At 44.3% G+C, this 24,090-nt stretch carries 26 protein-coding genes; 16 read left to right on the forward strand and 10 right to left on the reverse strand.

Translation table 11 applies throughout. From position 1 onward, the window contains the following. Window positions 1-10: 10 nt before the first annotated feature. The 7 genes from O3620_RS10755 to O3620_RS10785 all read left to right on the forward strand — a co-directional run bounded on the left by O3620_RS10755 (window position 11) and on the right by O3620_RS10785 (window position 6,910). Window positions 11-1,009, forward strand: coding sequence for an ABC transporter substrate-binding protein (locus tag O3620_RS10755; RefSeq protein ID WP_032913036.1), 999 nt, complete (start codon window positions 11-13; stop codon window positions 1,007-1,009). After that, window positions 1,009-1,731: an ABC transporter ATP-binding protein gene (locus O3620_RS10760; protein WP_002920003.1), complete on the forward strand. Its 723-nt coding sequence runs from the start codon at window positions 1,009-1,011 to the stop codon at window positions 1,729-1,731. Before O3620_RS10755 ends, O3620_RS10760 begins: the two co-directional genes overlap by 1 nt. 262 nt (window positions 1,732-1,993) lie before the next feature. Then, entirely contained in the window at window positions 1,994-2,605 is a 612-nt protein-coding gene (rpsD, locus tag O3620_RS10765) for a 30S ribosomal protein S4 (RefSeq protein WP_002899562.1), read from the forward strand. Between the two features lie 198 nt (window positions 2,606-2,803). Further along, on the forward strand, window positions 2,804-3,835 hold the full coding sequence (locus O3620_RS10770; protein ID WP_002920000.1) for an NAD(P)-dependent oxidoreductase: 1,032 nt from the start codon (window positions 2,804-2,806) through the stop codon (window positions 3,833-3,835). Beyond that, window positions 3,810-4,637: an MBL fold metallo-hydrolase gene (locus O3620_RS10775; protein ID WP_002919999.1), complete on the forward strand. Its 828-nt coding sequence runs from the start codon at window positions 3,810-3,812 to the stop codon at window positions 4,635-4,637. Before O3620_RS10770 ends, O3620_RS10775 begins: the two co-directional genes overlap by 26 nt. Further along, complete coding sequence (locus tag O3620_RS10780) at window positions 4,606-5,865, forward strand: F390 synthetase-related protein (RefSeq protein WP_002919998.1); 1,260 nt, start codon at window positions 4,606-4,608, stop codon at window positions 5,863-5,865. The genes O3620_RS10775 and O3620_RS10780 overlap by 32 nt, the downstream gene beginning before the upstream one ends. A gap of 100 nt (window positions 5,866-5,965) precedes the next feature. Continuing rightward, a complete protein-coding gene (locus tag O3620_RS10785) occupies window positions 5,966-6,910 on the forward strand; it encodes a 3-oxoacyl-[acyl-carrier-protein] synthase III C-terminal domain-containing protein (RefSeq protein ID WP_002919997.1) in 945 nt (314 codons plus the stop codon). A 103-nt stretch (window positions 6,911-7,013) separates the two neighbouring features. On the opposite strand, the gene O3620_RS10790 is transcribed toward O3620_RS10785, so the two are convergent. After that, window positions 7,014-7,544 (reverse strand): TetR/AcrR family transcriptional regulator, encoded by a 531-nt coding sequence (locus O3620_RS10790; protein ID WP_002899570.1) that lies wholly within the window; start codon window positions 7,542-7,544, stop codon window positions 7,014-7,016. 232 nt (window positions 7,545-7,776) lie between these two features. After that, the gene (locus O3620_RS10795; RefSeq protein ID WP_002919995.1) at window positions 7,777-7,926 is read right to left on the reverse strand and encodes a DUF4947 domain-containing protein; all 150 of its coding nucleotides are present in this window, start codon (window positions 7,924-7,926) and stop codon (window positions 7,777-7,779) included. A 267-nt stretch (window positions 7,927-8,193) separates the two neighbouring features. Between O3620_RS10795 and O3620_RS10800 the strand changes: the two genes are divergently transcribed. The 3 genes from O3620_RS10800 to O3620_RS10810 all read left to right on the forward strand — a co-directional run bounded on the left by O3620_RS10800 (window position 8,194) and on the right by O3620_RS10810 (window position 12,799). Then, window positions 8,194-10,617, forward strand: a complete 2,424-nt coding sequence (locus O3620_RS10800; RefSeq protein WP_371601723.1) for a YhgE/Pip family protein — start codon at window positions 8,194-8,196, stop codon at window positions 10,615-10,617. A gap of 189 nt (window positions 10,618-10,806) precedes the next feature. Further along, on the forward strand, window positions 10,807-11,520 hold the full coding sequence (locus O3620_RS10805) for a polyphosphate polymerase domain-containing protein (RefSeq protein ID WP_061603039.1): 714 nt from the start codon (window positions 10,807-10,809) through the stop codon (window positions 11,518-11,520). A 19-nt stretch (window positions 11,521-11,539) separates the two neighbouring features. Then, entirely contained in the window at window positions 11,540-12,799 is a 1,260-nt protein-coding gene (locus O3620_RS10810) for a carbohydrate-binding domain-containing protein (protein ID WP_371601724.1), read from the forward strand. An 83-nt stretch (window positions 12,800-12,882) separates the two neighbouring features. On the opposite strand, the gene O3620_RS10815 is transcribed toward O3620_RS10810, so the two are convergent. The 5 genes from O3620_RS10815 to O3620_RS10835 form a co-directional block, all read right to left on the reverse strand. Beyond that, entirely contained in the window at window positions 12,883-13,536 is a 654-nt protein-coding gene (locus tag O3620_RS10815) for an HAD family hydrolase (RefSeq protein ID WP_002919990.1), read from the reverse strand. Next, complete coding sequence (locus O3620_RS10820) at window positions 13,529-14,482, reverse strand: S66 peptidase family protein (protein ID WP_002919989.1); 954 nt, start codon at window positions 14,480-14,482, stop codon at window positions 13,529-13,531. Before O3620_RS10820 ends, O3620_RS10815 begins: the two co-directional genes overlap by 8 nt. Window positions 14,483-14,626: 144 nt before the next feature. After that, window positions 14,627-15,667, reverse strand: coding sequence for a DUF4097 family beta strand repeat-containing protein (locus O3620_RS10825; RefSeq protein ID WP_002917996.1), 1,041 nt, complete (start codon window positions 15,665-15,667; stop codon window positions 14,627-14,629). Then, window positions 15,660-16,259, reverse strand: coding sequence for a DUF1700 domain-containing protein (locus O3620_RS10830; protein WP_002910970.1), 600 nt, complete (start codon window positions 16,257-16,259; stop codon window positions 15,660-15,662). The genes O3620_RS10825 and O3620_RS10830 overlap by 8 nt, the downstream gene beginning before the upstream one ends. Continuing rightward, window positions 16,234-16,572 (reverse strand): PadR family transcriptional regulator, encoded by a 339-nt coding sequence (locus tag O3620_RS10835; protein ID WP_002913906.1) that lies wholly within the window; start codon window positions 16,570-16,572, stop codon window positions 16,234-16,236. Before O3620_RS10835 ends, O3620_RS10830 begins: the two co-directional genes overlap by 26 nt. Before the next feature lie 258 nt (window positions 16,573-16,830). Between O3620_RS10835 and O3620_RS10840 the strand changes: the two genes are divergently transcribed. The 6 genes from O3620_RS10840 to O3620_RS10865 are packed head-to-tail and all read left to right on the forward strand — an operon-like array spanning window position 16,831 to window position 21,819. After that, the gene (locus O3620_RS10840; RefSeq protein WP_002894209.1) at window positions 16,831-16,962 is read left to right on the forward strand and encodes a teichoic acid D-Ala incorporation-associated protein DltX; all 132 of its coding nucleotides are present in this window, start codon (window positions 16,831-16,833) and stop codon (window positions 16,960-16,962) included. Window positions 16,963-16,981: 19 nt separating this feature from the next. Beyond that, the gene (gene dltA, locus O3620_RS10845; RefSeq protein ID WP_002917993.1) at window positions 16,982-18,532 is read left to right on the forward strand and encodes a D-alanine--poly(phosphoribitol) ligase subunit DltA; all 1,551 of its coding nucleotides are present in this window, start codon (window positions 16,982-16,984) and stop codon (window positions 18,530-18,532) included. Beyond that, entirely contained in the window at window positions 18,529-19,773 is a 1,245-nt protein-coding gene (gene dltB, locus O3620_RS10850; RefSeq protein WP_371601725.1) for a D-alanyl-lipoteichoic acid biosynthesis protein DltB, read from the forward strand. The genes dltA and dltB overlap by 4 nt, the downstream gene beginning before the upstream one ends. A 19-nt stretch (window positions 19,774-19,792) precedes the next feature. Then, the gene (gene dltC / locus O3620_RS10855; protein WP_002894204.1) at window positions 19,793-20,032 is read left to right on the forward strand and encodes a D-alanine--poly(phosphoribitol) ligase subunit DltC; all 240 of its coding nucleotides are present in this window, start codon (window positions 19,793-19,795) and stop codon (window positions 20,030-20,032) included. Continuing rightward, window positions 20,025-21,293, forward strand: coding sequence for a D-alanyl-lipoteichoic acid biosynthesis protein DltD (gene dltD, locus O3620_RS10860; RefSeq protein WP_371601726.1), 1,269 nt, complete (start codon window positions 20,025-20,027; stop codon window positions 21,291-21,293). Before dltC ends, dltD begins: the two co-directional genes overlap by 8 nt. 40 nt (window positions 21,294-21,333) lie before the next feature. Then, on the forward strand, window positions 21,334-21,819 hold the full coding sequence (locus tag O3620_RS10865) for an N-acetyltransferase family protein (RefSeq protein ID WP_371601727.1): 486 nt from the start codon (window positions 21,334-21,336) through the stop codon (window positions 21,817-21,819). A gap of 30 nt (window positions 21,820-21,849) precedes the next feature. Here O3620_RS10865 and O3620_RS10870 read toward each other — a convergent pair whose 3' ends face one another. The 3 genes from O3620_RS10870 to O3620_RS10880 form a co-directional block, all read right to left on the reverse strand. Then, a complete protein-coding gene (locus O3620_RS10870) occupies window positions 21,850-22,677 on the reverse strand; it encodes a Cof-type HAD-IIB family hydrolase (RefSeq protein ID WP_371601728.1) in 828 nt (275 codons plus the stop codon). Between the two features lie 32 nt (window positions 22,678-22,709). Beyond that, window positions 22,710-23,456 carry a DeoR/GlpR family DNA-binding transcription regulator gene (locus O3620_RS10875; protein WP_371601729.1) on the reverse strand — a complete coding sequence of 249 codons (747 nt, stop codon included), beginning with the start codon at window positions 23,454-23,456 and terminating at the stop codon, window positions 22,710-22,712. Window positions 23,457-23,619: 163 nt separating this feature from the next. Beyond that, window positions 23,620-24,015 carry a hypothetical protein gene (locus O3620_RS10880; RefSeq protein WP_125357276.1) on the reverse strand — a complete coding sequence of 132 codons (396 nt, stop codon included), beginning with the start codon at window positions 24,013-24,015 and terminating at the stop codon, window positions 23,620-23,622. Between the last annotated feature and the right edge of the window lie 75 nt (window positions 24,016-24,090).

Consider the following 24,090-nt stretch of genomic DNA (forward strand, 5'->3'; position numbering starts at 1 on the left):
GAGGATAATGATGAAAAAAAGTTATAAAGTATTGCTGGCAGGCTTGGCTGCCGTATCAATCATTGGCCTAGCGGCCTGCGGTCAGTCGAAATCTACGTCTGAAAGCAAGGATAAAAAGATTGATTTTATCCTAGACTGGTCACCTAACACTAACCATACCGGCCTTTATGTGGCTCAGGAAAAGGGCTACTTCAAGGAAGCAGGAGTGGATGTGGATATCAAGTTGCCGCCTGAAGATAGCAGTTCGGATTTGATTATCAACGGCAAGGCACCTTTTGGTATTTACTTCCAGGACTCTATGGCTAAAAAACTGGATAAGGGCGCAGAAATCACAGCAGTTGCGGCCATTGTAGAGCATAATACTTCAGGCATTATTTCTAAGAAGTCTGCAGGTATTACAAGTCCTAAGGATCTGGCTGGCAAGAAATATGGCACCTGGAATGATCCAGTGGAGCTAGGCATGCTCAAAACTTTGGTTGAAAGCCAAGGCGGCCAGTTTGATGAAGTGGAAAAAGTTCCCAACAACGATTCCAACTCTATTACGCCGATTGAAAATGGTTTGTTTGATGCAGCGTGGATTTATCATGGTTGGGATGGTATCATGGCAGAGACTCAGGGCATGGACACTAATTTCTTTTATATGAAGGACTATGTCAAGGAGTTTGACTATTATTCTCCTGTCATCATTGCTAATAATGACTATCTCAAGAAGAATCCGGACGAGGCGAAAAAGGTCCTGCAGGCTATTAAGAAGGGTTATCAATATGCCATGGAGCACCCTGAAGAAGCAGCGGATATTTTAATCAAGCATGCGCCAGAGCTGAAGAACAAACGAGACTTTGTTTTGGCTTCTCAAAAATATTTGTCCGAGCAATATGCATCAGATAAGGACAAGTGGGGTCAGTTTGAGGCTAGTCGTTGGAATGCTTTTTACAAATGGGCCAAGGATAAGGGTATCGTGGACAATGACTTGAGTGACAAGGGATTCAGCAACGATTATATAAAATAATGACAGAAATTAAACTTGAAAATGTAAGCTATGCTTATGATGAGCAGCAGATTTTGAAAGATATCAGCCTAGAGGTAGAAGCAGGCCAGGTCGTAGCGATTTTGGGACCAAGTGGAGTCGGGAAAACGACCCTCTTTAATCTGATTGCGGGGATTTTGGAGGTCCAGTCGGGCAGGATTGTCCTAGATGGGCAGGAAAATCCCAAGGGCCGGGTGAGTTATATGCTTCAGAAGGACTTGTTATTGGAGCATAAGACGGTACTGGGCAATGTCATCTTGCCCCTCTTAATCCGAAAGGTATCCAAAAAGGAAGCGACGGAGCAGGCAACTCAGATTTTGAAAGAGTTCGGGCTCTTTGATGTAGCAGACAAGTATCCACATGAGCTGAGTGGGGGGATGCGGCAGCGTGTGGCTCTGCTGCGGACCTACATGTTCGGTCACAAGCTATTTCTTCTGGACGAGGCCTTTAGTGCTCTGGATGAGCTGACCAAGATGGAACTTCATGCTTGGTATCTGGATATTCATCGTAGGCTGGGTCTGACGACCCTTCTCATTACTCATAGCATCGAGGAAGCTCTGGCTCTCAGTGACCATATCTATATTCTGAAAAATCGGCCTGGAGAAGTCGTTACAGATCTCCAACTGACTTGGTTAGGTAGCGAGGATAAGGAATTGCAGAAGCTGCGATACAAGCAGGAGATTTTGAGGATTTTGGGAGTGTGAAGCAACTGTCGGAATTCTTTTGCTTTCAAGAAACAACTTCAATCAAGCCGTTTGGCTTGATTTTTTGGATGAGCCCCTTTACTTTTGACTTTATTCATGGTACAATAGCCTTTGTGTGAAATAGCAGCAGGAAAGCATGGAGCTCGTCAACAGAACATCAGCTATAAAAGTAGCCTTAGCTGTTTGGGCGAAAATGTTCTGCACGAATCAGGGCTTTCTAAGTGACTATTTCCTCAAAAATATTTTACAGGAGGACATTTTTATGTCACGTTATACAGGACCATCTTGGAAACAAGCTCGTCGTTTGGGTCTTTCTCTTACTGGTACAGGTAAAGAATTGGCTCGCCGTAACTATGTACCTGGTCAACATGGACCAAACAACCGCAGCAAATTGTCAGAATACGGTTTGCAATTGGCTGAAAAGCAAAAACTTCGTTTCACTTACGGTGTAGGTGAAAAACAATTCCGTAACTTGTTTGTTCAAGCTTCAAAAATCAAAGAAGGAATCCTTGGTTTCAACTTCATGCTTCTCTTAGAGCGTCGCTTGGATAACGTTGTTTACCGTCTTGGTCTTGCGACTACTCGTCGTCAAGCTCGTCAATTCGTAAACCACGGTCACATCCTTGTTGACGGCAAACGCGTTGATATCCCATCATACCGCGTAACTCCAGGTCAAGTGATCTCAGTTCGCGAGAAATCATTGAAAGTTCCAGCAATCCTTGAAGCTGTTGAAGCAACTCTTGGACGTCCAGCATTCGTATCATTCGATGCTGAAAAATTAGAAGGTTCATTGACTCGCCTTCCAGAGCGCGATGAAATCAACCCAGAAATCAACGAAGCACTTATCGTTGAATTCTACAACAAAATGCTTTAATTTGTATTTGTTCAGAAGTCGGTTTCCCGGCTTCTTTTTTATACTCTCAATGAACTAATAAACCTGATTCTAACTAAGAATAGGTCGAAAAGAGGCAGCTGTTTTTCAGAAATTTAGTGATTTCTTTCTGCTCCTATCCAATCAGATGAGACACTCTGTAAAGATTTTTTCCAGCTTTTTTACGGAAGATTTGCTGAAATGGTGTATAATGGGGACAAGACACAAACAGAAAATTGTATGAAAGGAGTAGCGATGAAGGTTCTAGTGACAGGAGCGACTGGCTTTCTAGGAAAGTATGTTGTTGAAGAGCTGGCTGAACAAGGCTATCAGGTGCGGGCTTTTGGTCGTAATCTGAAGGCTGGTCGGCAGTTAGAAGGTTCTTCAGTAGAGTTTTTTGCTGGAGATTTTACCAGAGAAGAAGAAATTTTTGCAGCCTGCGAAGGAGTGGATGCAGTGGTGCATGCTGGTGCTCTCTCAACGATTTGGGGACCCTGGGAGCAGTTTTATCAGACTAATGTGGTAGGAACCAAACTGGTTATGGAAGCCTGCCGGCATTTTGGAATGCAAAGACTGGTCTATATTTCCTCCCCAAGTGTTTATGCTGCGGCGCGTGATCAACTTGCTATTAAAGAAGAGGCTGCTCCTCAAGAGAATGAGCTGAATTTCTATATTAAAAGCAAGCTCATGGCTGAGCGGATTGTCCGAAGCTACCCTCAAGTTCCATCGGTTATCTTGCGCCCTAGAGGGCTTTTTGGTATTGGAGATACCAGTATCTTTCCTAGGATTCTGCGCTTGAGCCAAAAACTGGCGATTCCACTCATAAGAAATGGTCAGCAAATGATGGACATGACTTGTGTGGAAAATGTGGCCTTGGCTGTTCGTCTGGCTTTGGAAATTCCAGAAGCGCAAGGACAAGTTTACAACATTACCAACGGAGAATCCCGTAGTTTCAAGGATATGCTGGATGAAGCTTTAGATGGTTTACAGATTCGTAAACGTTATGTTAAGTTACCTGCTGCTTTTCTAGGTATTCTGGCACAGGGATTTGAAAGCTTTTATCGCTTCTTTCACATTGAAAAAGAGCCACCTTTGACTCTTTACACTTATTACTTAATGCGTTACAGTCAAACGCTGGATATATCAGCAGCAGTAAGGGATTTGGGCTATCAACCCAAGTTGACAATCAGTGAAGGGATTGCAAAATATGTCCAACATTATCGAGAAAATTGAGTATCTTCAGCCTGGACGCTGCAGCAGTCACTTGCAGCAGATGTTTAAGGGAGTTGCCAAGAAAAAAATGATTTTTCCAGCTGGTGTTTTCCTCTTGAAGCATCGTGAGAAAGGCTATATTCTCTACGACACTGGCTATTCTCCAGCTATTCTGAAGCCCAATTTCAAATACTGGCTTTATGGTCTGGGAACGCCTGTTGATATGTCAGAAGAGGAGCGTGTAGATCGTCTTCTTGAGCAAAAAGGAATTGCGCCAGAAGATATTTCTTATGTCATCTTGTCGCACTTGCATCCAGATCACATCGGCGGAGCCGCTTTCTTTCCCAAGGCTCGCTTCATTCTGACCAAGACCGTCTTCAAAACGTATCAGCATGTCAAGCTTAAGGATTTGATTTTCAAGGAATTTCTTCCGCAGGATTTTGAGAGTCGGTTGGAAGTTGTGGAACCTCAGCAGGTGCAAGAAGCATTCCTCTATCGCAAGACAGTCGACTTGTTTGGGGATGGCAGTATATATCTGGCCTCAGTTGATGGCCATGCCGCTGGTCAAGCTTGTCTCTTTTTGCCAGATTATCATCTGTTTATCGGAGCTGATTTGTGCTGGGGCGTGGATCTGTTGCCGTACACGGAGCAGATGCGTTTCTTGCCGTCACTGATTCAAGATAGCAAGGAAGAATACATAGCCGGTGTGGCACTGCTTCGGCAGTTACTTGCTGTTGGCTATCAGGTGCTAGTCAGTCATGATCCGGCTGAGAGAGCGGAGCAGATTTTGTATGAAACTAGGAACATTTCTAAAAACCTTTAGCGTCATGCGCTGGGGGCATCGATTTAAGGATCGACAGGCCCTGGAACGCTATCAGATTAAGGCTCTAGCGGTCTATCGAGAATTTCTGCAGCAGGAATCACCTTATTTTAAATCAGGCATTCCAGCAGATTTTAAGATGAATAAGGCCTTTATGATGGAGCATTTCAATGAGCTCAATACTCAGGGACTGGATCGAGATGAGTTGCTAGCCTTGGCACTGGAGAGCGAGCGGACACGTGATTTCAGCCCCATGATAGGAGAAATTGCTGTCGGCTTGTCTTCGGGGACATCCGGTCACCGAGGTTTATTTGTCACTACTGAAAAGGAGCGGAGTATGTGGGCGGCAGCCATCTTGGCCAAGATGCTTCCTAAAGGCCAACTCTTTGGGCACAAAATTGCCTTCTTTCTTCGGGCAGACAACCAACTCTATCAGACTGTCAATTCAGGCTTGATTTCTCTGGAGTATTTTGATACTTTTCAGGGAGCCGAAGAGCACGTAGAGCGCTTGAATGCTTACCAGCCGACAATTTTGGTGGCACCAGCATCAATGCTCTTAGAGCTGTCCAAACAAGTCCAAGTGGGAAATTTGCAGATTGCCCCTAGCAAAGTCGTATCGGTGGCAGAGATTTTGGAAGAGCCAGATCGGCAGAGGATTCAAGCAAGTTTTGCTCTGAAAAAAGTAGAACAGGTCTACCAAGCGACCGAGGGCTTTCTAGCTTGCACTTGTTTCCATGGGAATCTTCATCTAAACGAAGACATTGTCCATGTAGATAAGCACTACTTGGATGATAGGCGCTTTTACCCAATTATTACGGATTTTAAGCGGACTTCTCAGCCAATTTTTCAATATGAGCTGAATGATATCTTGGTGGAAAATCCTGAACCTTGCCTCTGCGGTTCGGTCTTTACACGAATTGACAGGATTGAGGGGCGCTCAGATGATATTTTCATTTTTGAAAATGCTGCAGGTCAGTCGGTGGAGGTCTTTCCAGACTTTATCCGCCGTTGTCTGCTCTTAGTTGATGGGATTGGAGAATATCAAGTCGCTCAGAAAAAGGACTACTCGCTGACCATTGCTATCGAACATCGTAGTCAGCAGCGAGAAGACGAGCTTGTCCAGCAGTTTCAGAACTTAGCGACTGATAAAGACTTTCTTATGCCGGCTATTTCTTTTGAAGATTACCAGCGGGACAGAAGCCGTAAGTTGAAACGTATCTATCGGGCTTAAGAATGCTCCAAGTGGAAAAACATATGAATCAGAGGCTGAAGTGCTTTGGCAGTTTACCTAGCTATTGAGCAGCCCCAAGTCTGACAAGAAGGAGTTTAATATGACTGCAGTAAAGAATCATATAAAGATTGTTGGTTACGGTACGCATCTACCTAGAAATACTGTGACTTTTAAGGATCAGACCCGTTATCGAGTGGTGGAAAATGAAGAAACCCAGCTTTCTATGGCTGTTAAGGCGATTGAAAAAGCCCTGCAGCAAGCGGGCTTGACTATCAAAGATGTTGACTGCATCGTATCGGCCAGTGCAGTGGGCGTTCAGCCTATTCCTTGCACAGCGGCCCTGATTCATGAGTTGGTGGCCAAGGGCTTGTCCATTCCAGCCATGGATATCAATACGACCTGCACCAGCTTTATCTCTGCTTTGAGTCTCATGTCTCATTTGTTGGAGGCTGGTGAGTATCAAAGGATCCTCATCGTGTCCAGTGAGGTTGGAAGCCTGGGCCTCAATCCTAATCAGAAGGAAAGTTTTGAGTTGTTCAGTGATGGAGCGGCTGCTTTGATTTTTGAAGCAACAGAGGAAGAGAGAGGGATTATCTCCAGCCTGCAGCGGACCTGGTCTGAAGGAGCTCACGATACAGAGATTCGCGGTGGTCTGACATCTTTTCAGCCTAAGGAGTATTCGGATGCTACCAAGACTCACTACATGTTTGACATGAATGGCAAGAAGATTCTCTTGCTCTCTGCCAGAAAAATTCCAGAAATGTTTAAAGAATTTAAAGAAAAGAGTGGCCTCAGCCTGTCTGACTTGGATTATATCATTCCACATCAGGCTAGTCGTGCCCTGCCAATGGTCATGCGCAGCTTGGGTATTCCTGATGATAAATACCTTAATATTGTGCAAGACTATGGGAATATGGTGTCAGTGGCAGTACCTTTTTCTCTCTGCTATGCTCTGGAGCGCAATCTAGTCAAGGAAGGGGACACCATCGCTCTGATGGGAACAGCAGCTGGTATGACAGTTAATATGCTGGCTATGAAACTATAATGCAATAAAAATAGGGTGTACAGAACCAAAAGAGGTTTTGTACACCCTGTATAATTTTTCAAAATATGAAAAGAACTGGAACCCATTGGGTTCCAGCAACTTCTTACAGCATTTTCAAAAGAAATTCTGCTATTTGTTCAGGACTTTCTTTTTTTCCTCTTGCAATCCACATTTGGCAGACACCAAAGAAGGCGTTGGCAAGAAAGACTCTGCTGTATTCTTTTTCAAAATGATTGTAAACACGTCTACTAAAACGGTCCTGCAGACTATCCGCCAGCATCACCTGCAGCTTATGGCGCAGGAAATTTTGAATCTCTTTCGTGCCGTTTTCTGTTAAAAGGGCGGCCAAGAGTGGCTCTAGCTGGAGGAACTGAAAGACCTCTGTAATCGCAGTTTGAATATCTTCTTGATTATTCTCAAAAATATATCCCAACTGATGAAAGAGGTTTTGCTGATAACGTTCAATCATATCGTACTTGTCCTTGTAGTGAGTATAAAAACTACTACGGCTGATACCAGCAGCTTGAGCTAGCTGGACAGTAGTGATATGGTCGAAGGACTGCTTATGCAGTAGTGAAACCATGGCTCTTTCAATAATAGCCTTGGTTTTTCGGCGTTTATTGCTTTCTAACATAAAATCTCCCTTTGAGGCTAAGCCTCAGTCTGCTCTTCAAGCTAATAACTATCATAGCAAACTACTTTTTCTTTTTCTCCGTGTACTATTATATCAAATGTTTTTCCAGTGGAAAAGAGTTAAATTCCGGAATTAAGCATAGATAGTCAAAATTTTATCTGATTCGGCTAAGTAGACTGGTAAAATAATAAAGCCGAGGCTTAAAGTAAAGTCTCGGCTTTTGTTATGAACATTATTTAAAGTAGAGGTAGTCAGGGTCAGGAGTGACATAAAGTAGCTCGCCTTCCTGTGAGAAGATAATAGAAATCTGTTCATTTTTATAAGAGTAAATTGTATAGGTGTTTTGTAATCTTAATGCTTGAGCAATGTCAACTGCACCCACTAAGAAAGCACGCGCTTGTTCGGTACTTATTTTTCTAACATAAAACTGATTTTCTGTGTACTTACCTATGGGAAAATACCTTTTGTTTACAGATTATTCAGGGATTAAAGACAGTAGGACTAACTTATTCCGCTTCCCTACAATCTTTTCAAACAAAATTAGACACGGTGTCCAATTTTTAAATAATAAACTTGTAATAATTTTTCGATTGGTGTATAATCAATTTTATTGAAATTTGGACACTGTGTATAATTTTAGGAGGTAGACATGTTAAGAGAATGGAAAGCTATTTTAAAAAAGCCGGCTTTTATCATTGTGATGTTAGGGGTCTCTTTGATTCCTGCCTTGTATAATGTTATTTTCTTGAGCTCCATGTGGGATCCGTATGGAAAGGTATCGGACTTGCCAGTGGCGGTCGTCAATCAGGATAAATCTGTAACTGCTAGTGGTAAGACCTTGTCTATAGGCGAGGATGTTGTTTCCAGCCTCAAGGAAAATAAAAATCTGGATTTTCACTTCGTCAGTAAAGAAGATGCTCAAAATGGTCTGGAAAAGGGTGATTACTACATGGTTGTGACGCTTCCAAGTGATTTATCTGAACGTGCAGCCAGTATTTTGACTGATAATCCTCAGCAAATGAAGATTGACTATCAAACGTCTAGCGGCCACAGTTTTATTGCTGGTAAGATGAGTGATTCAGCCATGACTTCTTTGAAGCAGACGGTGGCGCAAAATGTGACGGATACTTATACAAGCGTCATATTTAAGAATATGGGAGATCTAAAAACTGGCTTGGTGAAGGCATCCGATGGTGCTCAGCAATTAGCATCTGGCAGCCAACAACTAGGTTCAGGCAGTCAGACAATTGCAGATAATTTAAGAACTCTGAATCAAGCTACGACCAAATTATCGTCCGGTGCAGCTCAATTTAACACAGGACTACAGACTTATACTGGGAGTGTTGCACAAGTATCGTCTGGGCTGGGTAGTTTGTCAAATGGAATAAACACTTATGCTAATGGTGTAAGTACTGTGGCCACAGGTGCAAATCAGCTGTCAGGTCGATCAGCAGACTTATTGGGAGGAGTCCAACAGCTCACCCAGTCAGGAGATGGAGTTCAGGCCTTATCAACAGGTGTGACGAATCTGAACACTGGCTTGGCCACATTAAAGTCCTCGGTAGATACCACCTTAGCTAACAACCAGCAAAATGTGAATGATTTGGCAACTGGTTTGACACAGTTGAATGCTAGTATTCAAGCTGCAGCAAGCGACACAGCTGTTTCGACAGACAGCATTGAAGCTGCACTGACTAGCATAGCAGCATCCGCTCAGGCCATTATCAATAATAATCAAGACGCCAAGGCCGCAGCTTTAGCAGGTGTCCAAGGGACGAGTGCTTATCAAGGACTTTCTAGTGAGGCTAAGGCTGAGATTGATGCAGCAGTCGGTGCTAGTCAAGCGGGAAGTGACCAATCTGCTCAGGCGATTTTATCAGAAGTTGATACAATGAGGACCTCTCTTGAAACGATAAAAGGCGCTAGTCAAACAAAACTTAGTCAGTTAGAAGGTGCATCAAATCAAGTTCTGCCACAGGCAGCTAACATGATTAATGGCCTTTATAATGGCTTATCAACAGTGAGTACTAGCCTCGGTTCAGCAAGTGGAGGAGCCAATCAACTAGTCGCAGGTGTAGATACCTTAAATGAAAAACTAACGACTGGTGCGACAAAATTGGAACAAGGGGTGACAAGCTATACCAATGCAGTCGGTCAGCTATCTGGGGGGACATCAGCTTTGGCAAGTAAGAACCCTGATTTGCTAGCAAATACAACAAAATTAGCAAACGGGGCAGCCCAATTAACAGATAAATCGCCAGAATTGACCTCTAGTTTCGGGAAATTAGCAGATGGAACCAATCAATTAGCGAGCGGCACAGAGAAGCTGGCTGATGGCAGCAGTGCTTTAACAGATAATCTCTCTAAACTTACCGTGGGAACGAGCGATTTGTCCAATGGCCTTGTGGATGCAGGCGATAAATTGTCAACTGTTTCTACCAAGGAAGACAATGCAAAAACTCTAGCAGATCCTCTGACGCTGAGCAAGACAGATGAGAATAAGGTAGAAAAAAACGGCATTGGGATGGCGCCTTATATGATTTCAGTAGCTTTATTTGTGGCAGCTATTTCAACCAATATCATCTTTAGCACACTTCCATCGGGTCAAGAACCTAAGACGAAACGAGATTGGCTGAAGGCCCGTATAGAGGTAAATGGAGTCATTTCTGTCGTGGCGGGTGTTTTGGTCTATGGTGCTGTGCACTTGATAGGCCTATCTGCTAACCATGAGTGGGCAACCCTTGGTTTGATTGTCCTAGCCAGCATGACCTTTATGGCTCTTGTGACGGCTTTGGTTACTTGGGATAGCAAGCTCGGCGCCTTTACTTCTCTGATTCTCTTGCTTTTACAGCTGGCTTCTAGTGCAGGAACCTATCCGCTGGAGCTGACTAGTAAGATTTTCCAAGTTATCAACCCTTGGCTGCCAATGAGCTATTCTGTATCGGGCTTGCGCCAAACGATTTCTATGAACGGTCAAATTGGTAGTCAGGTGCTCTTCCTTACTTTTGTTTTAGTTCTTTTCATGGTGCTTGGTACTCTGGTCTATCGAACAGATAAAAAACAGCTAGCTTAGGGCTCGTACTTTTATGAATCTGTAAAAACTTAGATGAAAAGTCTATCTGTAATTCGTTTACTTTTTCTCTCATCAACATCTCCTGAAAAGGGAGATGTTTTGTTTTCTTTAAGTTTTCTTTATCTTTCTTTTAAGTTTTCATCTTTAAAATTGCATTACATTCAAGAAAGATAGAGAGGTGAGAAGCCAATGGCAGAAAAAAATTTTCAATATCATTTTCAGCGCTTTGAAACCAAATACATCATTTCCAAGGAAACCTTGCTGGATCTATTGCTAGAGTTTGAAGGCTATCTGGTGGAGGATGAGCGAGCTTATTCGACCATTAACAATCTCTACTACGATACGCCGTCTTATCAGCTCATTCGTGAGTCCTTGGAAAATCCTTGCTTTGATGAGAAAGTTCGCTTGCGAACCTATCAAGAGCATCCGGCTGAGGATAGTCAAGTCTTTTTGGAAATTAAGAAAAAGACGGAGAATCTGGTCACCAAACGCCGGCTTGCAGCAGATTTGCTGACAGCGGAAGCCTATCTGGACGGTGATTACAGTCAGCTGACTGACCTTCAGATAGATAAGGAAATGGCTTGGCTGACTCAACATTTTGGTCATATTCAGCCTATGATGTATATCGGCTACAATCGTTATTCGATGAAAGGGGTTGAGGATGAGCGGATTCGGATTACCTTTGATCACGACCTGACCTACCGTCCTTATGATTTGAGTCTCTTGGCTGGTCGCCATGGAGGTCATCTCCTGCCAGCCAATCACGTCATCATGGAAGTTAAGATTCCAGAAGCTTGTCCGTTATGGCTCAGCGAGATCATGGATCGCTACCAGCTGTCTCCAAGCTCTTTCTCCAAATACGGCTTTGCTTACAAAAAAGCAAACTGTATCAGCAGCAAATAAAAAAGATAGGAAAAGAAAAATGAAACAATCAAAATCAACCCTTAAAAAAATTAAATTGATGATTCCACTGGTCTTGATGACAGCAGTTCTAGGAGCATGCAGCTCAAACGCCAGCAGTTCTACAACTTCAAGCAACACCCAGGCTGCTAATGCTACAAGCACCAGTCAGACTAAAACCAATACTTCTGATTACTTTGCCTCAGAGGACTCAGACGCTTCTTATGATGAGTCTAAGGCGACGACTATCAGCTTGAGTGGATCCAGTGCCAAGACCTCTGGTGACGGGGCTAGTGTCTCTGGTTCCACTGTGACAATCTCAGAGGCTGGAACTTATGTCGTTTCCGGAACGAGTGAAAATGTGCAGATTGTCGTCAAAGCAGGTGATAGCGACAAGGTTCAAATCGTCCTAAATGGTGTAACCATGAGCGGGACAGATGCAGCTATTATGGTAGAAAATGCGGGTAAAACAAGCCTGACTCTGGCTGACGGCAGCCAAAACACCATCTCAGACTCATCAAATCACAGTAATACGGATGCAGATGCAGCTATCTATAGTAACTCTGACCTGACTCTCAATGGTTCTGGAAGTCTGACAGTTGATGGCAAGTATGAAACAGCGATTAAGTCTGAGCAGACCTTGCGGGTGACAGGTGGCACTTATACGCTCAAGGCAGCTAAGAATGGTCTGTCAGCTGCTTCAGCTATTAATATCAAGGACGCTACTATCGATATCACAGCGACAGAAGATGCCATCCATGCAGACAATGATGATGATACTTCTCTGGGAAATCTCTATATCCAGTCCGGCACCATCACGATTAATGCTGGTGATGATGGTCTACACGCTAGCAATATCGCTTTGATTGATGGTGGGACGATTACGGTTTCCAAGAGTGTAGAAGCTCTGGAAGGAACCAATGTTACCATTAACGGCGGTAAGCTGGACCTTTATGCGACAGATGATGGTATCAATGCAGCTAGTGATGTAACTGGAGCTGATATCTTTATCAAGATTACTGGTGGCGATATCAAGGTCGAGGTCGGTGAAGGCGATACAGACGCTATCGACTCCAACGGCGATGTCATCATGTCAGGAGGAAACTTGGATATTACTTCTACGGTATCTGCCTTTGACTTTGACGGAACAGCTACCTACACTGGCGGTACCATCACGGTCAATGGAGAAAGCCGAACAGAAATCACAGCAGACGGACCTGGCGCTGGTGGACCTGGTGGCGGCGGGACCCCAGGCGGCCAAGGCGGTTTTGGTGGACGATAAGAAAATAAGGCAGTTCAAATTGAACTGCCTTATTAATTTATGAAAAAGACGGGGATGCAGCTATGTTTCTGCAAAGTAATCTTTTATAGGAGACTTAAGAGAGACGATAAATTTTCTATAGTGAAATCAGGTTTTTCTTCTAGTCGTTGGGGTTGGTAATAAGCACTAAAACCTTGTTTTAACCAGATAGTTGTCATTCCTAGTGCTTTAGCAGGTATGATATCATTGTCTATTCGATCACCTATCATAACAGCTTGTTGAGCAGGGCAATGAGCTTTCTCTAAAGCTAAAGTGAAAATGGCAGGGGAAGGCTTGGCAAGTCCGAACTCTGCAGAAGAGACAACTAAATCAATCCATTGATATAGTCCCATTTTTTTCAAACGTTCTTTTAGGCCAGGTAGTTGGTTGGCGATGATTCCGATTTTATATCGGTTGTGCAATTCTTTTAAGACCACTTGGGCATCTGGGTATAATTTCTCCAAATTAGAGTTCCAAATGGGACGTTCTAAGTTAAATTCTTTTATTGTCTCCAAGTCTCCCTTTTTGCCTTCTTTAAACAGTTCAACCATACGAGCATAAAAAATATCGTAGTTAATATTTGTCCCTGTAATTGCTCTCCTAATTCTATCTTGATAGGCTTCTTTTTCATCAATCAAAGTAGAGCCAATGTCAAAAAACAACCATTTATGAGCTGACATTTTACTACCTCCACAGTAATTATGATATGTCTTACTCATCTATCTTAATCAACATCTTTTCCGTATCCACGGTCACTTGAGCACCGATGGTAATGGTAAAGAGTGGCTGAGTATGAGCAAAGTCCAAATCATAGAGGACGGGAATCGTCTTTAGAATAGGATGTTTATCCAAGATATAGAGGAGCAGCTCCTCTGTCATCTGACATTCTTTTGGAAAGCGACCGATGAGAAGGGCCTGCGGGTTAGGATAGGCCTGAAGCAGGGCAGCTAGATTGCGGTCAAATTCCACATAATCATCTTCCTCTGCCTCTTCAACAAAGAGGACATAGTTTTCATCTGTTGGGGCATAGGGAGTGCCACGCAGGAGTGAGAAGGTGGAGAGATTGCCGCCGATAGCAGTGGCTTGGGCTTGCCCGTGGTGATAAACTTTCCACTCCGTCTCATGGAAGGTCAGTGGGGTATCAGGCAGATACCAAGCATTGTCGCCCCATTTTTCACTAGGAGTCAATTCATAAGAAGTCTGGCTGACGGCCTTGAGCCAGCTCTCGGTCTGATAGTCCTGCAGGGCATCCATCTTAAAGCTGGAGTAGGACGGTCCCATGTAGGTTTTCATGCCGGTCTTGCTATAAATAGCGTTGAGCAAGGCTGTTGTGTCTGAGTAGCCGCAGAAAATCTTAGGATTTCTAGCAATCAACTCAAAGTCCAGATAGGGCAGGAGCTCATTGCAGTTGAAACCGCCGATAGTGGCCAGAATGGCATCAACGGACTCATCTGCGAAGGCAGCATGAATGTCTGCCACGCGGCTTTCGATGGAGGCAGAATCTAACATATCATTTTCCAGATAATGTTCCGAAAAAGACACGGTAAATCCTAACTTTTCCAAGCGCTCCTTGGCGGATAGATTGGCCTCAAAGCCACCGATGTGTTCGATTGACGCCGAGGGGCTGACGATTCGAATGTGCATACCAGGTGTGAGTTTTTTCATAGGGACCTCCTTATGATAAATTTTTATAGAATATCATAGCATAAAGGCCAAGGCCTGTAAAGCAATCTTAGGGCATTACGGGAATTTTTATCAAAAAAGGGAGCCACTGAGGACTCCCTGATTGTATATATTCTTTTCTATGATTTATTCGCTGAGCTTAATGCTGCCGCTTTGGGCGCTGGCAGTAAGTGTAGTTGTCGGATTTTCGACTTTACGGATGGCAGAGCCGCCAAGTTCATCGCCTTTGGAGTGCTCTACATTTATACCACTAGGGATATCAATTTCACCTAGATCCGTTTTCAGATCAAAGGATAACTGCGACAAACTGCCAGAAACCAGATGCAGATTAATATCACCTAGCTCGTCAGTGATAGAGATTGTACCAGCTAATTCCAACTGTTCAGAGTTCAGTGAGCCGCTTGAGATTTTCAGAGCGCTGTCGGAGATTTTGCTCGAGTTTAGATTGACCTCTCCCAGAGAGTTTGCTATTTCGCCCGATGCAAACTGGCTGTTGCTCAGAGTGATGGTACCCGAGGAAGCATTGATTTTTCCAGAGTTAATCTGACTGTTATTAAAGGTAATCTCTCCCAGAGAGTTCTTGAATTTACCAGATGCGAACTGGCTATCATTCACAGTCAACGAGCCATTGGAGAGAGAAAAGTCAGCATTTTTGGCTGATAGATTGGACAGCGTAACATCTCCTAATGACGAACTGCCGCTGAATGTCTCAAGCTTGGTCCCCTTAGGCAGGGAAAGTTGCACAGTGCGCTTTCCTTGAGATTCTTGGTCAAATAAGCTGAGTAAGGAGCGGATGCCAGCGCTTATGTGGAAGGAGCCTGCACCATCTTCCTTGATGTTTAAGTTTCCGTTTTCAGAACTTGTCGTGATTTTTCCAAGCGAACTTCCATCAATCTGATAGTTACCATCGCTTTGGTAATAGGTCAAGTGAGCCTTGTCATCAGGAGATTCGCTGATGACGAGGTTTCTAGCCGCTAAGTTAATATTTAGGGAAGAAAGATCAGAGAAGCTTTCTTCTTTTTTCGTGAGTTTTACCTTGCTTTTGGCAGAATTGACCAAGTCATTGACACCGCCTGTCATGGAGCCAATAGTTGTCAAGGCTCCACCAAAGAGGCAGGCTAAAATAGCTGCAGATAAAAGAGGTTTTTTCAATTTGATGTTAGCCATGACGTGCTCCTTTCTTTGCGAAAAGTTGAGCTAGTTTGACAAAGCCAGCCTTGCCAAACTGAGTAACAGGAGAAATGCCTGCGTAGAAGATGCCAGACAGTCCCAGAGCTAGAACACTGAGCCCCAGAGTGAACAGGAAGGCCGGGATAGATGTCGTCAGTCCCACTGTCAAAGTGTCCCAGATCAGGCTGATGCCAAAGATAAAGAAAGCAAAGGCACCTATAGCCATGACGAGAGCAAAGATAAAGACTAAGAGGAAGAAAACGAAAGTCAAAAGTGCTGCTACTATAAAGAGCGGAATAGCCAAGGGTGCTGCCAAAATGGATAGGATAGCAATCTGGACGATGTTCTTAGTGTTTTTTGATGAACTGCTGTCTTGATTATCTTCCTCGACTTTTTTGTCCAAAAGATTCAACATAATCTCGTGGGCTGCTTCCTTAGGGCTGCCTAGATCAGCAATAGCCGCTGCCTCGCCCTCTGGGCCTACCTCGTCGAAGTACTCAGTGAAGTAATCCATAGTTTCTTCATAGTCCTTGCGTGGCAGTTTTTTTAGATATTTTTCTAGCTCAGCTAGATACTCGGTTCTTGTCATGACGGATGCTCCCTTCTATGATACCGCTGATGGTCGTGGTATAAGTTTGCCACTCTTCTTTGAGAGTGAGTAGATGTTCATGCCCGTAGGCAGTGAGTGAATAGTATTTTCGTTTTCGTCCTTGGTACTCTTGCGAATAAGTCGTGAGGCAGTCATTTTGCTCCAGCTTCTTCAGAATGGGGTAAAGTGTTGATTCTTTGATATTGGCAATCAGCTTGATTGTCTGGCTGATTTCATAACCGTAGGAATCGTCTTTTTCAAGGATGGCTAAGATGAGAAACTCAATCAAAGCCGATGATGTGGGGAAAGACATAGGACCACCTCCTTGTGTAAAATATTTATATATAATCTTTCTATATATAGTCTACAACCTCTTAGGAAAAAAGTCAAGCAAAATATATAAAATTTTTATATATTTTTTGAAAAAGTCTTTTAATGGCTGTTTATAAGGCACATCAAAGTACCTTTCTTCCTTACAAGAACTTTACATCTTCCTTAGCTTTTGTGTTGAAAACATCTTCCATAAAATGGTAAAATGGTGTAAGTCTAACTAAAAATATAAGAGAGATCAATGAAAAAACATCAAACCCTATATAAATTTTTGGGCCAAACCCTACTATATTTTGTTATCTTTCTGGCCTTGCTTTATTTCTTTAGCTATCTAGGTCAGGGTCAGGGTGGCTTTATCTATAATGAATTTTAATGTGAGAGAGTAGGAAACAATGTCAAATAAAGTGATACATGATATGATTGAAGCGATTGAGCATTTTGCTCAGGTGCAGCCGGATTTTCCGGTTTATGATATTTTAGGTCAAGTTCATACTTATGGTGATTTAAAGAAGGATTCCGATTCACTGGCGGCTCAGATTGACCGTCTGGGACTTCCTGACAAGTCTCCGGTTGTGGTCTTTGGCGGTCAGGAATACGAAATGCTGGCTACTTTTGTGGCCTTGACCAAGTCTGGTCATGCCTACATCCCTATCGACAGTCATTCAGCCTTGGAGCGCGTGGCAGCGATTGTGGAAGTTGCTGAGCCAAGCTTGATTATTGCCATCAATGATTTTCCGCTGGCAGATGTAGCAGCTCCTATTTTCAGTGCGGAGCAAGTTCAGACAGCCTTCAGAGAGGGAGCATCCTATGAGCTTAGCCATCCGGTGCAGGAAGATGACAACTATTACATCATTTTCACATCGGGAACGACTGGCAAGCCTAAGGGGGTGCAGATTTCCCATAATAATCTGCTCAGCTTTACGAATTGGATGATTACGGATAAGGAGTTTGCGACTCCGGAGCGTCCTCAAATGTTGGCTCAACCACCTTATTCTTTTGACTTGTCAGTCATGTATTGGGCGCCGACTTTGGCCTTGGGAGGGACTCTTTTTGCCCTGCCTTCGGCTGTGACTCAGGATTTCAAGCAGCTGTTTGAGACGATTCTCAGTCTGCCTATTGCTATCTGGACTTCGACGCCTTCCTTTGCGGACATGGCCTTGCTGTCGGATGACTTTAACAGCCAGAAGCTGCCTCAGCTGACGCATTTCTACTTTGACGGCGAGGAGTTGACAGTCAAGACAGCTCAGAAGCTGCGCGATCGCTTCCCTCAAGCTCGCATTATCAATGCTTACGGTCCGACTGAGGCAACAGTGGCCCTGTCTGCAGTAGCAGTGACAGATGAGATGCTGCAAAATTGCAAGCGCCTGCCGATTGGCTATACCAAGGCGGACTCTCCTACTTTTGTTATTGATGAAGAGGGGCAGAAGGTGCCGAATGGCCAGCAGGGAGAAATCATTGTCTGTGGTCCAGCCGTATCCAAGGGCTATCTGAATAATCCTGAGAAGACAGCGGAGGCCTTCTTTGAATTTGAAGGTCTGCCAGCCTATCATACAGGAGATGTCGGCTCGATGACAGATGAAGGTCTGTTGCTTTACGGCGGCCGGATGGACTTCCAGATTAAGTTTAATGGTTTCCGTATTGAGCTAGAGGATGTGTCTCAAAACCTGAACAAATCGAAATACGTTGAGTCTGCGGTGGCCGTGCCCCGCTACAACAAGGATCACAAGGTCCAAAATCTGCTGGCCTATGTCATTCTCAAAGACGGTGTGGCTGAGCAGTTTGAGCGGGAAATCGATATTACCAAGGCAATTAAGGAAGATCTGCAGGATATCATGATGTCCTACATGATGCCGTCCAAGTTCCTCTATCGAGAGACACTGCCTCTGACTCCAAATGGCAAGATTGACATCAAGGGGCTGATTAGCGAGGTCAATAAGCGATGATGGATTTCTTGAAACAGCTGCCTCACTTGGAACCCTACGGCAATCCAGTTTACTTTGTCTATATCGTTCTGGCAGTTCTGCCAATCTTTGTCGGACTTTTCTTTAAGAAACGCTTTCCCCTTTATGAAGCCTTGATCAGCTTGGTCTTTATCGTCCTGATGTTGACAGGTCCCAGTCTGGCGCAGCTTTATGCTCTGCTGGGCTATGTCATTTGGCAGATAGTCTGGGTTTATTCATACAAGCTCTATCGCAGGTCGCGGGACAGCAAGTGGATCTTTTATCTGCATACCTTGCTGGCGGTTCTGCCGCTTGTGCTTGTCAAGGTAGAGCCCGCGATCAGCGGTCATCAGTCTCTCTTTGGCTTTTTGGGAATTTCCTATCTGACCTTTCGCTCGGTAGGGATGATGATTGAGATGCGCGATGGGGTTCTGACAGAGTTCACGATCTGGGAGTTCTTGCGTTTCCTGCTCTTCATGCCGACCTTTTCAAGCGGTCCTATTGATCGTTTCAAGCGTTTCAATGAAGACTATTTGAACATTCCTGAGCGCGATGAGCTGCTGGATATGCTGGAGCAGTCTGTCAAGTATATCATGCTAGGCTTCCTTTATAAGTTTATCCTAGCACATATCTTTGGACATCTCTTGCTGGGTCATGTCAAGACATATGCTCTCTATACCGGCGGTTTCTTTAATCTGGGAACTCTGGGCGTTATGTATGTCTTTGGTCTGGATCTCTTCTTTGACTTTGCCGGTTATTCGATGTTTGCGCTAGCTATTTCCAATCTCATGGGAATCAAGAGTCCTATCAACTTTGATAAGCCTTTTCTCTCTCGTGATTTGAAAGAATTTTGGAATCGCTGGCACATGAGTCTGTCCTTTTGGTTCCGTGACTTTGTCTTTATGCGGCTGGTCATGGTCCTGATGCGCAATAAGGTCTTTAAAAACCGCAATACGACCTCTAGTGTGGCCTATCTGATTAACATGCTGATAATGGGCTTCTGGCATGGTGTGACCTGGTACTATATCGCCTACGGTCTCTTTCATGGAGCTGGTCTGGTCGTCAATGATGCCTGGCTGCGCAAGAAGAAAACTTTAAACAAAGAGCGCAAGGCTAAGGGGCTTCCGCCTCTGCCAGACAATAAATGGACCCAAGCTTTGGGGATTGTGGTGACCTTTCACGCAGTCATGTTCTCATTTTTGATCTTTTCGGGATTTTTAAATGAGCTTTGGTTTAAAAAATAAAAATGAATGAGGAAGAAAAATGGATATAAAAGCAGAAGTAATTGAAATTATTGAAGAACTATTTATGGAAGATGTGTCAGACATGATGGACGAGGATTTGTTTGATGCTGGTGTCCTAGACAGTATGGGAACGGTCGAACTGATTGTTGAGCTGGAAAACCGTTTTGATATCCGCGTGCCAGTGTCAGAGTTTGGCCGTGATGACTGGAACACAGCCAATAAAATCGTTGAAGGCGTGACGGAGCTTCGCAATGCTTAAGCGACTTTGGCTGATTCTGGGGCCGGTTTTCTGCGCTATGGCCATGGTTGCCCTGCTCTTTTTCTTCTATCCGCTTGATAAAAAGCATGATATAGAAGCAGAGAAGCGCTCGGCAGTGACCCTGACAGCAGAAAACTTCAAGAGCCGCAGCAAGAAGGTGACAGCCTTGACCGATAAGAAGATGCGCTTTGTGCCCTTCTTTGGATCTAGCGAATGGCTGCGCTTTGATAGCATGCATCCGGCAGTGCTGGCTGAGAAATACGATCGCTCCTACCGGCCTTATTTTCTAGGCCAGCGCGGGGCGGCATCATTTAATCAGTACTTTGGTATGCAGCAGATGTCCTCTGAGCTGGAGGGACAAACGGCGGTTTATGTGGTGTCGCCCCAGTGGTTTACCAAGACAGGCTATGATGCTTCGGCCTTTCAGCAGTACTTCAACAGCGATCAGCTGACGGCTTATCTGTCTCAGCAGCAAGGAGATGCGGCGGCGCAATATGCAGCCCAGCGCCTCCTTCAGCTCTATCCAGATGTCGCTATGGCAGAGAGCGTCCAGAAGCTGTCTGAAGGTAAAAAACTGAGCAGCTTTGAAGAGCGTCATATTGAGATGATGGCTCATCTTAATGAGCGCCAAGATGCTTTTTTCAGCAACTTTGCTGCCCTCAATAATGAAAATTATGACCAGCGAATTTTACCTTATATGGCTGATCTGCCAGATACCTTCTCTTATCAGGCTTTGGAAGAGATTGCCACAGCAGAGGCTAAGAAGAAGACCAGTAACAATCAATTCGGCATAGACAATCAATTTTACAAGACCCGTTTGGCTGGTAAGGTTGCCAAGCTCAGAGGTTTTCAGACCAAGCAATCTTATGAAAAATCCCCTGAGTACAACGACTTGCAGCTGGTTCTGGATCAGTTTGCCAAGTCAAAGACTAATGTCATCTTCATCATTCCACCGGTTAATTCTAAGTGGATGGAGTATACAGGACTCAGTCCAGAAATGTACCAGCGGACAGTGGCTAAGATTCGTTACCAGCTGGAAAGTCAGGGTTTTACCAACATTGCTGATTTTTCTAAAGACGGCGACAAGCCTTACTTCATGCAGGACACTATCCACATGGGCTGGAATGGCTGGCTGGCTTTTGACAAGGCGGTTGATCCTTTTGTAGCCAATCCACAGCCGGCGCCAAACTACCAGATCAATGACCGCTTCTTCACTAAGGAATGGTCTCAGTATACTGGCAAACCAGAAGAATTCAAATAAGGTTGGGACTTTCCAGCCTTATTTGTATAAAGGAGGAAAGATGAAAATTCGTTTGTCCCAAATAGAAGATATCCCAGCCATTATGGCGATTTATGATGTAGCCCGTCAGTTCATGAAAGACCAGGGCAATCCGACTCAGTGGGATGGAGGCTATCCCAGCGCGGGCTTGATTGAGGGAGACATAGCGGCTGGCTACTCCTTTGTTGTCGAGGAAGATGGGCAGCTAGTTGGCACCTTTGCTTTTATCATTGGAGAAGACCCGACCTATCAGGTCATCGAAAAGGGGGCCTGGCATTTTACGGAGCCTTACGGCACCATTCACCGCATCGCTTCAAATGGCCAAGTCAGAGGCCTGTCCCGTCAGGTCTTTGATTTTTGTTGCCAGCAGCTTCCCTACTTGCGAATCGATACCCATGCGGACAATCAGCCTATGCAGGCAGCTGTGCTGAACTACGGCTTTAGGGAGTGTGGCATTATTTATGTAGCTGACGGCAGTCCTCGCCTAGCTTATGACTATCATCAATAAAAAAATCTGCCCTTGAGCAGATTTTTTGCGTTATATCAAAACATACTTTTCTACAGCTTCTGCGACCCCGTGCTCATTGTTGCTTTTGGTGACGGCTTTTGCCTCGGTTTTGACTGTTTCGGGGGCATTGCCCATAGCGACTCCAAGTCCAGCCAGCCGTAGCATAGGAAGGTCATTGAAGTTGTCTCCGATTGTCATAACCTGCTCTAGTGGCACTTGGTAGTGCTGGGCAATTTCGTACAAGGCTTGCTCCTTGGAAACATGCTTGGCCGTGACTTCCATGTAGTTGTCCTTAGAGAGATAGAAGGCTGTCTTGGGAAAGTCTAAAGTCTGTAGGTAGTCGTGAAGTTTCTGGATGACAGGCGGTTCATTGATAAGAAGTAGCTTATGGATAGGGATTAGCATATCCAGCACTGGCATTAGTACATTCTGAATCATCGGCTGTTCACCTGTAATATTAGCCTCTATCTGCACCCACTTATCCAGACGGTCAGCAATCCAATCCTTACCAGAATAGAGATTGATGGAAACGCTAGGAAATTCAGCCTTGACAAGTTCCAGAAAAGTGCGGATTTCTTTCTTGTCCAGAGGGTGCTCGATAATGGTCTCATAAGCTTGCGGGTCGCCCTTGATGACTAGAGCGCCATTGTAGCAGGCCAGCGGATTATCTCCCAGTCCCAGATCACGCGCAATCGGATCCATGCCTAGAGGAGAACGTGCGGAAGCAAGGACGAAAGGAATCTTTCTCTGACTGAGCAGAGGAATCCTATCCTTGAGCTCAGAATCTACTTGGTGCTGGTCGTCCAAAATCGTGCCGTCAATGTCGCTGATAATCAGGCGAATCGTTTGTTTTGTCATAGCTCTTCCTCCTTTGTGTCTAATGGATCGATTTAATAAATTATTTTAACCTTGTCTCCGATTAATTCTTGGACTTTAGGGCTGGGCTCTTGGTCCGTAATCCAGTAGTCAAAGTCGCTGACAGGCCCCAGGATGTACTTGGACTCTTTCTGCCATTTGTCTTGCTCGGCCAGCAGGATTTTAGTCTTGGCGTGCTTCAAAGCCAGTTTTTTCAGGTGAGCATCAGCTTCGTCTTCAAAGCTGACTAGGCCATCAGAGACACTGGCTGCCCCGATAAAGGCAATGTCAAAGGAAATTTGCTGCAACAGCTCTGCTTCATTGAGCGCGTAGTAGAATCGGTTTTTGGGATAAAATTTTCCGCCTAAGAGGTGAAAGTCTACTTTGTCCTGACTGCTCAGCATGATTGCATTATCTAGAGAATGGGAATAGATTGTCATAGGCTCCTTGATGCGCTGAGCCAGATGGAGAACGATGGTTGAAACATCAAAGAAAGCAATCTGCCCCGGCTTGAGAAAGTCATGGGCCTTCTGGGCAATAGCCTTTTTTTCTTGACTTAGTTGGTTGATACGGTCGTTAAAGGAGGGGATTTGCCGGCTAGTGTCCAGCGGGATAATACCTCCGTGGGTGCGTTGCACAAGCCTACGCTCGCTCAAAATCGAAAAATCTCGCCGAATAGTATCTTTAGAAACCTGAAAATGCTCAATCATATCCTTGGCTGACAGCTGTTTTTTCTCAGCCAAGAGCTCTAAAATTTCAGCTAAGCGTTGTTCTTGGTACATGCTTGTCCCTCCTTACTTTTCTAAATAGAGTATAACACAATGAATAAGTTTTTAAAAGTATTTATAATCTTTTATAAGTCATCAAGAATTACATTGGAGAAAATCAAAAAACCGAGCAAAACTCGGTTTTTATTATTTATAATAATCGAAATATGTTTTTCAATTAAGGTGTTTGGATATTGACAGATCCATCGCTGCCGACCTTAACATCAACGCCGCCGCCTTGAACATGAACGCCATCTTCATTAACGCTAACACCAGCGTTGTCAGTTTGTACATTAGCACTACCGTCTCCGTTAGTTTCAACAGAAGCATCTCCGCTTTCGTCATCGCCATTTACATTAACGCTAGCATCTCCGCCGTTTACGTTGACTTTGGCACTGCCGCTTTCTTCAGATGTGCTGCTAGAGCTTGTCTTAGCCTTAGATGAAGAAGATACGCTTGAGCTGGAACTTGAGCTTTCTTCAGTCTTCTTATCTGCAGAATTTCCGCAAGCTGCCAAAAAGAAAAGTGCAATTAGTGGTAATAAAAATAAAGAAATTTTAGATAATTTTTTCATCTTACCCCTCCTTCTAGTATAATATTAAACAAATATTTCATTTGAAGCAATGAAAAACTGGATTGATACATAAAT

The sequence above is a fragment of the Streptococcus sp. 27098_8_134 genome (genome assembly GCF_041431675.1).
GTDB classification, from domain to species: Bacteria; Bacillota; Bacilli; order Lactobacillales; family Streptococcaceae; genus Streptococcus; species Streptococcus sanguinis_R.

What these genes read in the sequence shown, in the direction of transcription:
- O3620_RS10755 (WP_032913036.1), top strand. Translation starts at nt 11, where the DNA reads ATGAAAAAAAGTTATAAAGTATTGCTGGCAGGCTTGGCTGCCGTATCA.
- O3620_RS10760 (WP_002920003.1), top strand. Translation starts at nt 1,009, where the DNA reads ATGACAGAAATTAAACTTGAAAATGTAAGCTATGCTTATGATGAGCAG.
- rpsD (WP_002899562.1), top strand. Translation starts at nt 1,994, where the DNA reads ATGTCACGTTATACAGGACCATCTTGGAAACAAGCTCGTCGTTTGGGT.
- O3620_RS10770 (WP_002920000.1), top strand. Translation starts at nt 2,804, where the DNA reads ATGGTGTATAATGGGGACAAGACACAAACAGAAAATTGTATGAAAGGA.
- O3620_RS10775 (WP_002919999.1), top strand. Translation starts at nt 3,810, where the DNA reads ATGTCCAACATTATCGAGAAAATTGAGTATCTTCAGCCTGGACGCTGC.
- O3620_RS10780 (WP_002919998.1), top strand. Translation starts at nt 4,606, where the DNA reads ATGAAACTAGGAACATTTCTAAAAACCTTTAGCGTCATGCGCTGGGGG.
- O3620_RS10785 (WP_002919997.1), top strand. Translation starts at nt 5,966, where the DNA reads ATGACTGCAGTAAAGAATCATATAAAGATTGTTGGTTACGGTACGCAT.
- O3620_RS10790 (WP_002899570.1), bottom strand. Translation starts at nt 7,544, where the DNA reads ATGTTAGAAAGCAATAAACGCCGAAAAACCAAGGCTATTATTGAAAGA.
- O3620_RS10800 (WP_371601723.1), top strand. Translation starts at nt 8,194, where the DNA reads ATGTTAAGAGAATGGAAAGCTATTTTAAAAAAGCCGGCTTTTATCATT.
- O3620_RS10805 (WP_061603039.1), top strand. Translation starts at nt 10,807, where the DNA reads ATGGCAGAAAAAAATTTTCAATATCATTTTCAGCGCTTTGAAACCAAA.
- O3620_RS10810 (WP_371601724.1), top strand. Translation starts at nt 11,540, where the DNA reads ATGAAACAATCAAAATCAACCCTTAAAAAAATTAAATTGATGATTCCA.
- O3620_RS10815 (WP_002919990.1), bottom strand. Translation starts at nt 13,536, where the DNA reads ATGAGTAAGACATATCATAATTACTGTGGAGGTAGTAAAATGTCAGCT.
- O3620_RS10820 (WP_002919989.1), bottom strand. Translation starts at nt 14,482, where the DNA reads ATGAAAAAACTCACACCTGGTATGCACATTCGAATCGTCAGCCCCTCG.
- O3620_RS10825 (WP_002917996.1), bottom strand. Translation starts at nt 15,667, where the DNA reads ATGGCTAACATCAAATTGAAAAAACCTCTTTTATCTGCAGCTATTTTA.
- O3620_RS10830 (WP_002910970.1), bottom strand. Translation starts at nt 16,259, where the DNA reads ATGACAAGAACCGAGTATCTAGCTGAGCTAGAAAAATATCTAAAAAAA.
- O3620_RS10835 (WP_002913906.1), bottom strand. Translation starts at nt 16,572, where the DNA reads ATGTCTTTCCCCACATCATCGGCTTTGATTGAGTTTCTCATCTTAGCC.
- O3620_RS10840 (WP_002894209.1), top strand. Translation starts at nt 16,831, where the DNA reads ATGAAAAAACATCAAACCCTATATAAATTTTTGGGCCAAACCCTACTA.
- dltA (WP_002917993.1), top strand. Translation starts at nt 16,982, where the DNA reads ATGTCAAATAAAGTGATACATGATATGATTGAAGCGATTGAGCATTTT.
- dltB (WP_371601725.1), top strand. Translation starts at nt 18,529, where the DNA reads ATGATGGATTTCTTGAAACAGCTGCCTCACTTGGAACCCTACGGCAAT.
- dltC (WP_002894204.1), top strand. Translation starts at nt 19,793, where the DNA reads ATGGATATAAAAGCAGAAGTAATTGAAATTATTGAAGAACTATTTATG.
- dltD (WP_371601726.1), top strand. Translation starts at nt 20,025, where the DNA reads ATGCTTAAGCGACTTTGGCTGATTCTGGGGCCGGTTTTCTGCGCTATG.
- O3620_RS10865 (WP_371601727.1), top strand. Translation starts at nt 21,334, where the DNA reads ATGAAAATTCGTTTGTCCCAAATAGAAGATATCCCAGCCATTATGGCG.
- O3620_RS10870 (WP_371601728.1), bottom strand. Translation starts at nt 22,677, where the DNA reads ATGACAAAACAAACGATTCGCCTGATTATCAGCGACATTGACGGCACG.
- O3620_RS10875 (WP_371601729.1), bottom strand. Translation starts at nt 23,456, where the DNA reads ATGTACCAAGAACAACGCTTAGCTGAAATTTTAGAGCTCTTGGCTGAG.
- O3620_RS10880 (WP_125357276.1), bottom strand. Translation starts at nt 24,015, where the DNA reads ATGAAAAAATTATCTAAAATTTCTTTATTTTTATTACCACTAATTGCA.